At 63.3% G+C, this 11140-nt stretch carries 13 protein-coding genes; all 13 read left to right on the forward strand.

Annotated features, from left to right (window positions below; genetic code table 11):
* Nucleotides 1-4: 4 nt before the first annotated feature.
* Nucleotides 5-1072: an aminopeptidase P family protein gene (locus IPI56_04855; GenBank protein MBK7545066.1), complete on the forward strand. Its 1068-nt coding sequence runs from the start codon at nucleotides 5-7 to the stop codon at nucleotides 1070-1072.
* Nucleotides 1073-1082: 10 nt separating this feature from the next.
* Complete coding sequence (gene efp / locus IPI56_04860; GenBank protein ID MBK7545067.1) at nucleotides 1083-1640, forward strand: elongation factor P; 558 nt, start codon at nucleotides 1083-1085, stop codon at nucleotides 1638-1640.
* Complete coding sequence (locus IPI56_04865) at nucleotides 1637-2095, forward strand: biotin/lipoyl-binding protein (GenBank protein ID MBK7545068.1); 459 nt, start codon at nucleotides 1637-1639, stop codon at nucleotides 2093-2095. The genes efp and IPI56_04865 overlap by 4 nt, the downstream gene beginning before the upstream one ends.
* Complete coding sequence (gene accC, locus IPI56_04870; GenBank protein ID MBK7545069.1) at nucleotides 2088-3464, forward strand: acetyl-CoA carboxylase biotin carboxylase subunit; 1377 nt, start codon at nucleotides 2088-2090, stop codon at nucleotides 3462-3464. The genes IPI56_04865 and accC overlap by 8 nt, the downstream gene beginning before the upstream one ends.
* Nucleotides 3465-3552: 88 nt before the next feature.
* A complete protein-coding gene (locus IPI56_04875; protein MBK7545070.1) occupies nucleotides 3553-4089 on the forward strand; it encodes a D-sedoheptulose 7-phosphate isomerase in 537 nt (178 codons plus the stop codon).
* A complete protein-coding gene (locus IPI56_04880) occupies nucleotides 4076-4543 on the forward strand; it encodes an adenylyltransferase/cytidyltransferase family protein (GenBank protein MBK7545071.1) in 468 nt (155 codons plus the stop codon). The genes IPI56_04875 and IPI56_04880 overlap by 14 nt, the downstream gene beginning before the upstream one ends.
* Entirely contained in the window at nucleotides 4540-4938 is a 399-nt protein-coding gene (locus IPI56_04885) for a hypothetical protein (GenBank protein MBK7545072.1), read from the forward strand. Before IPI56_04880 ends, IPI56_04885 begins: the two co-directional genes overlap by 4 nt.
* Nucleotides 4935-5612, forward strand: a complete 678-nt coding sequence (gene thiE / locus IPI56_04890) for a thiamine phosphate synthase (GenBank protein ID MBK7545073.1) — start codon at nucleotides 4935-4937, stop codon at nucleotides 5610-5612. The genes IPI56_04885 and thiE overlap by 4 nt, the downstream gene beginning before the upstream one ends.
* 9 nt (nucleotides 5613-5621) lie before the next feature.
* Nucleotides 5622-7007 carry a phosphomethylpyrimidine synthase ThiC gene (gene thiC / locus IPI56_04895; GenBank protein MBK7545074.1) on the forward strand — a complete coding sequence of 462 codons (1386 nt, stop codon included), beginning with the start codon at nucleotides 5622-5624 and terminating at the stop codon, nucleotides 7005-7007.
* Nucleotides 7008-7031: 24 nt separating this feature from the next.
* Nucleotides 7032-7982, forward strand: coding sequence for a homoserine kinase (locus IPI56_04900; GenBank protein MBK7545075.1), 951 nt, complete (start codon nucleotides 7032-7034; stop codon nucleotides 7980-7982).
* Nucleotides 7979-9217: an aspartate kinase gene (locus IPI56_04905; GenBank protein MBK7545076.1), complete on the forward strand. Its 1239-nt coding sequence runs from the start codon at nucleotides 7979-7981 to the stop codon at nucleotides 9215-9217. The genes IPI56_04900 and IPI56_04905 overlap by 4 nt, the downstream gene beginning before the upstream one ends.
* Before the next feature lies 1 nt (nucleotide 9218).
* A complete protein-coding gene (locus IPI56_04910) occupies nucleotides 9219-10826 on the forward strand; it encodes a citramalate synthase (protein MBK7545077.1) in 1608 nt (535 codons plus the stop codon).
* Entirely contained in the window at nucleotides 10823-11104 is a 282-nt protein-coding gene (locus IPI56_04915; protein ID MBK7545078.1) for a hypothetical protein, read from the forward strand. Before IPI56_04910 ends, IPI56_04915 begins: the two co-directional genes overlap by 4 nt.
* The last annotated feature ends 36 nt before the right edge of the window (nucleotides 11105-11140 follow it).

The raw sequence follows: 11140 nt of genomic DNA on the forward strand, positions 1-11140 counted from the left end.
AATCATGCGATTCTTGGTGGAAAAAATGGACCCGAAGGTGTTTTTGGAGCGCCGCGAACGGCTGGCGGACGTTTTGGAGCGGCAAAAACTGGACGCCTATTTTTTTAACGGGGTTTCGGATCTCTATTACTTGACTGGGTTCCATTCCGAAGGGTACTTCGGCCTGGCGACGAAAAAAGGCCTGTGGCTTTTCCTATCGGCGTTGTTGTCCGGGCAGGCCCGGGAAAACACCTCGGGGTGCCGTCTGGTGGTCGGCAAACGGCTGTCGGTGGAGATCGAATCATTGATGAAAAAACACGCTTTCAAACGGGTGGGGTTTGACGCGGAGCAGTTGATCTACCGTTTGGGCGACGTCCTCCGTCAAAAGGGCCTTCGCCCCGCGGCCAACCCCCTGGAGGAGTTGCGGGCGGTGAAGGACGAAGCGGAGGTCGCCTTGATGCGGCGGGCGGGGCGCATCACGGCGGCGGGGCTCGACCACGTGCGGGAACGGGTGCGGGTCGGCCAAACGGAAACGCAGCTGGCCAAGGCCATCGCGGACCAATTTTACCGCCGCGGGGCGGGGGGAATGGGGTTCGACCTCATCGCCGCCGTGGGGCCGAACACCGCCCTGCCCCACCACATCCCCGGGGAGGCGCGGGTGACCCGCCGCACGGCCGTTTTGTTCGATGTGGGTTGCCGGGTGGGGGCCTACCGGTCCGACTTGACCCGTTCGTTCTATTACGGTAAAATCCCACCGTCGTACAAGAAGGTTTACGACATCGTGGCCGCCGCCCAGCGCGCCGGTATCGCCGCGGTTTTCCCCGGTTCCACCGGGGGCCGGGTCGACGCCGCCACGCGGGGCACCATCGCCCGAGCGGGTTACGGGCGGTACTTCATCCACAGCACGGGGCACGGGGTGGGCATCGACATTCACGAACCTCCCTGGAACCGTCCCAAGAGCCCCGACGTTTACAAAAACAACATGGTCCTGACGGTGGAGCCCGGCGTCTATCTGCCGGGGCGCTTCGGCGTGCGGATCGAGGACACCCTGCGGGTGGTCCCGGGCGGAAACGAAATTTTAACCAAGGTTTGAGGGGAAGCGCATGATCGACACATCGCAAATGGGGAACGGCACGGTCTTCGAACACGAGGGCCAGGCTTATCAGGTGGTTTGGTTCCAGCATCACAAGCCGGGCAAAGGCGGGGCGATGCTCCGCGTCAAAATCCGCAACGTCCGGACCGGTTCGACCATCGAACGCACGTTCAAGTCCGGCGAGCGCTTCGTTGAATTGTCGCTGGCGCGGCGCCCGATGCAGTACCTTTACGCCGAAGGCGACAATCTCGTCTTCATGGATCCCGGCAGTTTCGATCAAATTTCGGTGCCCCGGTCCAAACTGGGCGAATCCGCCCGCTTTTTGACCGAGAATATGGACGTCCAGGCGCTCTACCTGGAAGACGAGTTTTTGGGGGTCGACCTGCCGGCCAACGTTCCGCTCAAGGTGGTGAGCACGGTGCCCGGCATCAAAGGCGATTCCGTGTCGAACATGGTCAAGCCCGCGACCCTCGAAAACAACATCGAGATCATGGTACCCCTCTTTATCAAAGAGGGCGAAACCATCCGCGTGGACACGCGCACGAGCGAGTACCTCGAACGCGTATGACGACCAAGACCCGCGTGAACGGTGAAACCACCGCCCCGAGCCTCGACGAGTTGTTGTCTTTCGCCCAGGAGTCCGGATTGACGGAAGTGGTGTGGGAAAAGGGGGACCGGCGCATCGCGTTCAAGCGCGCCACCGCCCCGCCCCCGCCGCCCCCCGTCGCCGAACCGGCGCCCGCGCCGGAGGCCCCGGTCGCGCCCAGGACCCACGTTGTCAAATCCCCCATGGTGGGCACGTTCCAACGCGCCGCCAAGGATCGACCGCCCCTGGTGATTGAGGGCGGTTCCGTGACCCCCGGCGCGCGGCTCGCCATCGTGGAGGCCATGCAGGTGCCCAAGGACGTCATCGCCACGGTGTCGGGCCGGATCGTGAAGATCCTGGTGGAGAGCGGCAAGCCGGTGGAATACGGCCAGCCGTTGTTTGAAATCGAACCCACGGAAGGGCCACCCCATGTTTAAAAAAATTCTGATTGCCAACCGCGGCGAAATCGCCGTGCGTGTCATCCGCGCCTGCCGCGAACTGGGGATCAAAACCGTCGCGGTTCACTCCGACATCGATCGAAGTTCGATGCACGTGCGTCACGCCGACGAGTCCGTTTGCATCGGGGCCGCGCCGGCGGCCGAAAGCTATCTCAACATCCCGGCGATCATTTCCGCCGCCGAGATCACCGGGGCCGACGCCATCCACCCCGGTTACGGGTTCCTGTCCGAGAACACCCATTTCGCCGAAGTTTGCGAAAGTTGCCACATCACGTTCATCGGGCCTTCCAAGGACGCCATCCGCAAAATGGGCGACAAGGCCGAAGCCCGCAAAATCATGGGCGACTACGGCGTGCCGATCATTCCCGGCACCAAGGGGTGCGTCGACATCAACGACAAGGAATTGATGAAGACGGCCCGCAAGATCGGTTTTCCTTTGTTGGTCAAGGCGAAGGCCGGCGGCGGCGGAAAGGGCATGCGCGTCGTGCAGGACGCGCATTTCTTGAAGGACGCCATCCTGGCCGCCCAGAACGAGGCGAAAGCCGCCTTCGGCAACGGCGACGTGTACATGGAGCGCTACCTCAACGCGCCCCGCCACATCGAAGTGCAGATCCTGGGCGACGCCCACGGGAAAGTGATCAGTTTCCCCGAGCGCGATTGTTCCGTCCAACGCCGCCACCAAAAATTGATCGAGGAATCGCCCTCCTCGTCGATTTCCGACACGATCCGCAAGAAAATGGGCAAGGCCGCCCGTCTGGCGGCCAAGGCCGTGAAATACCAGACGGTCGGCACCGTGGAGTTTCTGTACGACGAAAAAACGGACGACTTCTTTTTCATTGAAATGAACACGCGCATCCAAGTCGAACACCCCGTGACCGAAATGGTCACCGGCATCGACCTCATCAAGGAGCAGATCCGCACCGCCGCGGGGGAAAAGATCCCCTTCGACGCCGAGGACGTGCAGATCAAGCACCACGCGCTCGAATGCCGCATCAACGCCGAAGACCCGGAGCGCAATTTCATGCCTTCCCCCGGCAAAATCACCAACCTGATCCTGCCCGGCGGCCCCGGCGTGCGCGTGGACACCCACGTCTATCCCGGCTACACCATTCCGTCGTATTACGACAGCCTCATGGCCAAGCTCATCGTGGCGGGCCGCGTGGGGCCCGGCGGCGGGCGGGAATCGGTCATCCGCCGGATGGCGCGCGCCCTGGACGAATTCGTGGTCGAAGGCGTCAAGACCACCATTCCCTTCCACCGCGACGTCATGGCCAACGAGGCGTTCCTTCGAGGCGACGTCAAAACCGACTTCATCGAAAAACACCTGGCGCTCCAGCCGGTCCACTGACGTGAAACGGTCCGGCGCGCCCCGCCCCTCCATCGAAGACCGCATCGCGGCGAGCCTCCGCGAGTCGAGCGACACCCTGCGTTTTCTGATGAAAGAATCGCCGGCCATCGCCCGCGCGGCGGGTCTGTTGGTCCTCGCCCTCCGTAAAGGGAAAAAGCTGCTGGCCTTCGGCAACGGCGGTTCGGCCGCCGACGCCCAACACTTGACGGCGGAACTCTCCGGTCGATTTGAAAAAGACCGGCGGGGCCTGCCGGCCGTGGCCCTGACCACCAATCCCTCCGCGGTCACGGCCATCGCCAACGATTATTCCTACGACGATATTTTTTCGCGGCAGCTCCAAGGGCTGGTCGCCAAGGGCGACGTCGTCGTGGCCATTTCCACCTCGGGCAATTCCCGCAATGTTTTGGAGGGCGTCCGTGAGGCCAAGAAGGCCGGGGCGACGATTATCGCCTGGACCGGCAAGGGCGGGGGAAAGCTCAAGGAACTCGCCGACGTCTGCCTCGATGTGCCTTCCGACCGCACGGCCCGCATCCAAGAAGGTCATTTGGCCATCTTGCACGCTTTGTGCGCGATTGTGGAGGACGAGCTTTTTCCTTCCACGGGGAAGGCGAGTGGCTACAAGTAGGGTTCTCGGCGCCGCCACCCTCGCGCGGCGGCTCGGGCGGTTGCGACGGGGAAAAACCGTCGTTTTCACGAACGGCTGCTTCGATTTGGTCCACGCCGGGCATTTGAAAGTGTTGGAGTGGGCGCGCCGTCAGGGGGACCTCCTGGTGGTCGGCCTGAACGCCGACGCCTCCGTCCGGCGCCTCAAGGGACCCCGACGCCCCATTCTTCCGTTGAACGACCGCGCCGCCTTGATGGCCGCGCTCAAACCCGTCGATTTCGTGACGTGGTTCACCGAGGACACGCCCCGGAACTTAATCCGCCGCCTGCGCCCCGACGTGCTGGTGAAAGGCGGGGATTGGACCGCGGACGCCATCGTGGGCCGGGAGTTCGTGAAGAAAGTCGTTCGCATTCCCCTGTTCAAGGGGCGGTCGACCACGGGGATCATCGAGAAAATCACCCGGCTCCATCGATGAACGTCCGGGGCGCGCGCCGCCTGTTGGACGCCAATTTGAACCGCGCGCGGGAGGGTCTGCGCGTTTTGGAAGACACCGCGCGATTCGTTTGGAACGCGCCGGCCCTTTTTGCCCGCCTGCGGTTGGCGCGGCACCGGTTGGATCGGATCACCCGGCGGGCGTACCCAGCGCTGGTGGCCAGCCGCGACAGCGCCGCCGATCTGGGGAGGCGAATGAAAGAGACGCGCCGGCGGACCCCGTCTGGTTTGGTGGCCGCAAACTTTCGCCGCGTCGAAGAAGCCCTGCGGGTGTTGGAAGAGTACGGCAAGGTGTTGTCGCCCCGTGCCTCGGGCGGTTTTAAGCCAATCCGGTTTGAGATGTACATGCTCGAAAAAGAGGTTCTGAAACGGTCATGACCGACCCACGCAAGCGTCTTTTCGATTTGTCCGATGTCTCTTTGTATTTCGTCACCACCCCGCCCTGGGAGGGAACAAGTTACGCCGACCAAGTGGCCCGGGCCTGCGCGGGCGGGGTCGACATCGTGCAGTTGCGCGACAAAAAGATTTCGACCCGCGAGCTTTTGCGCTTGGCCAAGGAGTTGCAGGCGATTTGCGACCGGACCGGCGCCCTGTTTGTTTTGAACGACCGCGTGGACGTGGCCCTCGCGGCGGACGTCGACGGCGTTCACGTCGGCCAAGAGGATTTGCCCGTGCGCCACGCCCGCGCGCTCCTGGGGCACCGCAAGCTCATCGGGTGCTCCACCCATTCGACCGCGCAGGCCCTGGCGGCGGTCGGCGACGGGGCGGATTACATCAGCTGCGGGCCGATTTTCGCCACACCCACCAAGCCCGATTACGCGCCCGTCGGTTTGGAACTGATTAAGGAATACAAACGGTTGGTTCGGATTCCCTTCGTGGCGATCGGCGGTATTGATCTCGGAAACGTGGACCGCGCCGTCGCCGCCGGGGCGGACCGCGTCGCCGTCGTCCGCGCCGTGGGGGAGGCGACCGACCCCGCGGCCGCCGCCCGCGCGTTGAAAGACAAAATTTCAAAGGCCAAGGCCCAACGCCTCGCCGTTGCGCCCAACTGAGGAGGCCCCATGAGTCAAAACGTCACCCAAATGCACCGCGCGAAAGCCGGGGAAATCACCCCGGAGATGAAAATCGTCGCGCAAAAAGAGCGCGTCGAACCGGAATTTGTCCGGCAGGAAGTGGCCCGGGGGCGCGCCATCGTTCCGGCGAACGTGAACCATTTGAAACACCGATTGGACCCCATGATCATCGGCATCAACTTCAACTGCAAGTTGAACGCCAACCTCGGCAATTCGGCCACGACCTCCGACATTCAATGCGAATTGAACAAGGTGGACATGGCGGTCAAATACCACGCCGACACGTTGATGGACTTGTCCACGGGCAAAGATCTGGACCCCACCCGCGAAGCGATCATCAAACACAGCACCGTTCCCGTGGGCACCGTGCCGATTTACGGCGTGTTGGCCCGCTGCGGCAAACCGGAGGACATGACGGCCGAGCTCTTTTTGGACGAAGTGGAGAAACAGGCCCGCCAGGGCGTCGATTACATGACGATCCACGCCGGACTTCTCAAGGACCACATCCCCTTGACGAAAAGCCGCATCACCGGCATCGTCTCCCGGGGCGGGTCCATTATGGCGCAGTGGATGCTGGCGCACAATCAAGAAAACTTTTTGTACACCCGGTTCGGGGAACTGTGTGAAATATTTAAGCAACACGACGTCAGCTTCTCCCTCGGCGACGGCCTGCGGCCCGGGTGCCTGCACGACGCCAACGACGAGGCGCAATTCGGCGAACTGAAAGCGCTGGGCGATTTGACGCTCAAGGCCTGGGCCCACGACGTTCAGGTCATGATCGAAGGGCCGGGGCATGTCCCCATGCACCTCATTAAAATGAACGCTGAAATCCAGCAGAAGTGGTGCCACGAAGCGCCCTTCTACACCCTGGGGCCTCTCGTGACGGACATCGCCCCCGGCTACGACCACATCACCTCGGCCATCGGCGCCGCCATCATGGGGTGGTCCGGCGCGTCGCTCCTGTGCTACGTCACGCCGGCCGAACATCTTTCACTGCCCAACGCCGAGGACGTCCGTCAGGGCTGCATCGCCTACAAAATCGCCGCCCACGCGGCCGACATCGCCCGGGGCCGCCCCGGCGCCCGCGACCGCGACGATGAACTGTCCCGCGCTCGCTTCGAGTTCCGCTGGAAGGATCAATTCCGTCTTTCCTTGGACCCGGAAGCCGCCCAGGCGAAACACGATTCGACGCTGCCCGAAGAGGGGTTTAAGGACGCGCGTTTTTGCTCCATGTGCGGCCCGAAATTCTGCTCCATGCGCATCACCCAGGACCTGCACAAGATCGTTCAAGAGCACACGGACCACGTAAAGGCGGGCGTCGTCGCGCCGAAGTTGGACGCGGCGGCCGAGGTTCCCCAGGGGATCGGGGCGTAATCAACGGCCCGTTTTGGTAGAATAATGACTTCGAAGCTGTTTTTTTCGGTCACGGTCCGGGTCCCGGCGTCTTCCGCCAATATGGGTCCGGGGTTCGACGCGTTGGGAATCGCCCTGTCGCTCCACGACGAATGGACGGTGCGGGGGGGGGATTTTCCAACCCCGCTGGGGATCGACACCGGGGGCTCCGTTGGCGTTCCCACGAATGGGACCAATTTGGCTTACCGGGCTTTCCGCCGGGTGTTCGCGATGCGCCGGCGCGCGTTGCCCGCGTTGCGCTTCACGTTGAAAAGCGCCCTGCCGGTTGCGGGGGGATTGGGATCCTCCTCGGCGGCCATTGTCGGAGGCCTCGTGGCCGCCAACGCCGTGTTGGGCCGTCCCTTGTCCTCGGACGCTTTGCTGGACGAGGCGGCCGCTTTTGAGGGGCACCCGGACAACGTCGCTCCCGCCCTTTTGGGAGGTTTTTGCTCGGCGGTCATCGTTGGGAAAAACGTCCGCTGCGTCGCCCGGACGGATCCCCGGATTTTTCGGGGGCTCGTCGCCGTGGTCGTGACGCCGGATTTCGCTTTGAAAACCGAAAAAGCCCGGGCCGTGTTGCCCGTCCGGGTCCGTCGGGCCGACGCCGTGTTCAACACGGGGCGGGCGGCCCTGCTGGCCAGTGCGTTGTTGTCCGGACGTCGCGATTTGCTGGCCGTCGCCATGGACGACCGGTTGCACCAACCCTACAGGAAGGCGCTGATCCCGGGGTTCGCGGGGGTTTTAAAATCGGCGACCGCGGCGGGCGCCCACGGGGCGGCGCTCTCCGGAGCCGGGCCCACGATCTTGGCGTTGGCGCCGGCGTCGCGCGGAGCGGCGGTGGGGCGGGCAATGGAACGCGCGTTCGGCCGCGCCCGCGTGCGGGCGACGGCCAAAATATTGAGCATCGATACCCGGGGGGCTGTCGTCTCCTCGTTGAGAAAGGCGTCAATCGCATGAGTCAAATCGTTGTCATGAAATTCGGCGGCAGTTCGGTCGCGGACGCCGACCGCATCAAGAACGTCGCCCACCGCGTCATCGCCAAGCGGCGGGCGGGGCACCGCGTGGTCGTGGTGGTTTCGGCCCCGGGCGACATGACGGACGACTTGATCGAGATGGCGGAGAAAATCACGGAGCGCCCCTCCGGCCGGGAAATGGATATGTTGTTGTCCACGGGGGAGCAGGTGTCGATCGCGCTTCTGTCGATGGCCATCAATCACCAGGGCGTCCAGGCCGTGTCGCTCACGGGGCCCCAGGCCGGTATTTTCGCCGACGCGGACCACACCCGCGCGCGCATCGTGGACATCCGGCCCAAGAAAATTTTTGATCAATTGAAAAAAGGCCGCGTGGTGATCGTGGCGGGTTTCCAAGGCCTCAACCCCAACGAAGACATCGCGACGCTGGGGCGGGGCGGTTCCGACTTGACGGCGGTGGCCCTGGCCGCGGCCTTGAAGGCCGATGTGTGCGAGATTTACACCGACGTCAAGGGCGTCTACACGACCGACCCCCGCATCGCGCCCGAAGCGCAAAAGATCGACCGCATTTCTTTCGAGGAAATGCTCGAGCTCGCCGGGGCCGGCGCGCAGGTGATGCAGCCCCGCTCGATCGAGGTGGGGAAGAAATATAATGTCGACATTCACGTCCGCTCGTCCTTCACGGACGACGCGGGCACATTGATCACGGCGGAGGTGCCGCGCATGGAAGACGTGGTGGTGTCCGGGGTCGCCTACGACCCCAAGCAGGCGAAAATCACTTTGCGCAACATCGCGGACCGGCCCGGCGTGGCCGCCAAGATCTTCGGCCCCCTGGCCGACGAAGGCATCAACGTCGACATGATCATTCAGTCCGCGCCCCAATCGGGACGCAACGACATCTCTTTTACCGTTGCGCGCGGGGAAACCAAAAAGGCCATGTCGGTGTTGGACGACGTGTCGCGCGATTTAAAGGCCGACGAGGTGGTTTTGGACGACAAGGTCGCCAAGGTCTCCATCGTGGGCATCGGCATGCGCGGGCACCCCGGCGTGGCGGCGAAGCTCTTCAAGACCCTGGCGGACGCCGGCGTCAACATCGATATGATCTCCACCTCGGAGATCAAGGTCGCCTGCATTGTCAAGGAAGCCGACGGTCCGAACGCGGTCCGCCTGGCGCACAAGGCCTTCGGCCTGGAGAAGCCGCGTCCAGCGGCCAAACGATAGGATGAGAAAAAAGCCGGCGTTCTCCGCCCCCGTCGTTCGACTCTACGACACCACCCTGCGCGACGGCACCCAAGGGGAGGGCGTCTCCCTTTCGGTCGACGACAAACTGAAAATCGCCTCCGTCTTGGACCGTTTGGGCGTGCGCTACATCGAGGGCGGTTGGCCGGGCTCGAACCCCAAGGACGAGGAATTCTTCCGCCGAGCCAAAAGCCTAAAACTTAAGAACGCGAAGCTGTCGGCCTTCGGCAGCACGCGCCGCAAGGACACGCCCGCCGCCAAGGACCCGAACCTGGCCGCCCTGGTGCGCGTGGGCACGCCCGTGGCGTGCATTTTCGGGAAATCCTGGGATTTGCACGTGACACACGCCCTGCGGGCGACGCTCGACGAAAACCTCAAGATGATCGGCGACTCGGTGCGGTTCCTCAAATCCAAAGGCAAAGAAGTCGTCTACGACGCCGAGCACTTTTTCGACGGCTACCGCGCGAACGCCGAGTACGCTCTCTCGACCCTGCGGGCCGCCTTGGAAGCGGGGGCCGACAATTTGACCTTGTGCGACACCAACGGCGGGGCCTTGCCGCACCACATCGCGGACATCGTCCAGGACGTTCGTCGTCATTTTCCCAAGGCCTCCCTGGGCATCCATTGCCACAACGATTCCGACGCGGCGGTGGCCAATTCCCTGGAGGCTGTTCGCCACGGGGTGACGCTGGTCCAGGGCACCGCCAACGGACTCGGGGAACGCTGCGGCAACGCGAATTTGATGTCCGTCATCCCCGGCGTCATGCTGAAATTGGGACTCGCCTGCGTCACGGACGGGCAGTTGCGGTTTTTGACCGAGGCCTCCCGCTACATCGCGGAGGTCGCCAACCAGGTGCCCCACGACCACCAACCTTACGTGGGGGTTTCGGCCTTCGCGCACAAAGGCGGCGTGCACGTGTCGGCCATCACCCGCCACGACGCCACCTACGAGCACATGACGCCGGCCGCGGTCGGCAACAAGCGACGGGTCTTGATTTCCGAACTGGCGGGGCGTTCCAACATGATTTTGAAAGCGCGGGAATTCGACATCGACCTCGAAAAGCATCCCGAGGCCGTTGACAAGGTGATTCACCAGGTCAAAGCCTTGGAAAACCAGGGCTACCATTACGAAGGCGCGGAAGCGTCGTTTTACCTTTTGGTGGCGCGCATCGTGCGTCCCTTCTCGCCCTTCTTCGATCTCAAGGGGTTTCGGGTCATCGTGGAGGAAGACCGCGAGACCAAGGCCCTGGTGGCCGAGGCCACGCTGAAGTTGGCCGTGGGCGGCCGCATTGAACACACGGTGGCCGAGGGGCACGGGCCCATCGACGCCTTGGACCGCGGCCTGCGCCGCGCCCTGGAATCGTTTTACCCGGCCCTCAAGACCATGAGCCTGGTGGATTTCAAGGTGCGCGTCATCGACGGAGCGGCGGGCACCTCCTCCAAAGTCCGGGTGATCATTGCCAGCCGCGACGCGGCGGAGGAATGGGGCACCGTGGGCGTTTCGGAAAACATCATTGAGGCGTCCTGGCAGGCGCTTCGCGACGCGGTCGAATACAAACTGTTGAAGGACGTCCGCCGCAAAAAACCGTGAACTTCGCCTTGTTTTGCGGCGAGGTCGGCCTTTTAGGCTTTTTGTCCGCCCGATTCATATCGGTCTCGCCGTACCGATGGATTTGGGTGTTGCTGCCCGGGGCGGGCTGGCTGGTGAGCGCGCTCCCCTTTCACGACTTTTTTCCGGAGAAATTCCGGGGGGGGGCTCGGGCGGGTCTGCAGGGGTTGGGGGGCCTGTTGGTTTTGCTTTCGATCCTCATGGTCGCCATTGAAATAATGAACAGCTCCATCGACGCCGTTGGACGATTGGCGTTGTGATCCGCCTCCCCCGCTTTCCTTGAAATCGGCGAACCC

It is taken from the genome of Elusimicrobiota bacterium (genome assembly GCA_016706425.1).
GTDB lineage: Bacteria > Elusimicrobiota > Elusimicrobia > FEN-1173 > FEN-1173 > JADJJR01.

Excerpts from the sequence above, each read along its gene's own strand:
- IPI56_04885 (MBK7545072.1), top strand. The coding sequence starts at position 4,540 with ATGAACGTCCGGGGCGCGCGCCGCCTGTTGGACGCCAATTTGAACCGC.
- IPI56_04875 (MBK7545070.1), top strand. The coding sequence starts at position 3,553 with ATGAAAGAATCGCCGGCCATCGCCCGCGCGGCGGGTCTGTTGGTCCTC.
- IPI56_04865 (MBK7545068.1), top strand. The coding sequence starts at position 1,637 with ATGACGACCAAGACCCGCGTGAACGGTGAAACCACCGCCCCGAGCCTC.
- efp (MBK7545067.1), top strand. The coding sequence starts at position 1,083 with ATGATCGACACATCGCAAATGGGGAACGGCACGGTCTTCGAACACGAG.
- accC (MBK7545069.1), top strand. The coding sequence starts at position 2,088 with ATGTTTAAAAAAATTCTGATTGCCAACCGCGGCGAAATCGCCGTGCGT.
- thiC (MBK7545074.1), top strand. The coding sequence starts at position 5,622 with ATGAGTCAAAACGTCACCCAAATGCACCGCGCGAAAGCCGGGGAAATC.
- IPI56_04905 (MBK7545076.1), top strand. The coding sequence starts at position 7,979 with ATGAGTCAAATCGTTGTCATGAAATTCGGCGGCAGTTCGGTCGCGGAC.
- thiE (MBK7545073.1), top strand. The coding sequence starts at position 4,935 with ATGACCGACCCACGCAAGCGTCTTTTCGATTTGTCCGATGTCTCTTTG.
- IPI56_04855 (MBK7545066.1), top strand. The coding sequence starts at position 5 with ATGCGATTCTTGGTGGAAAAAATGGACCCGAAGGTGTTTTTGGAGCGC.
- IPI56_04900 (MBK7545075.1), top strand. The coding sequence starts at position 7,032 with ATGACTTCGAAGCTGTTTTTTTCGGTCACGGTCCGGGTCCCGGCGTCT.
- IPI56_04910 (MBK7545077.1), top strand. The coding sequence starts at position 9,219 with ATGAGAAAAAAGCCGGCGTTCTCCGCCCCCGTCGTTCGACTCTACGAC.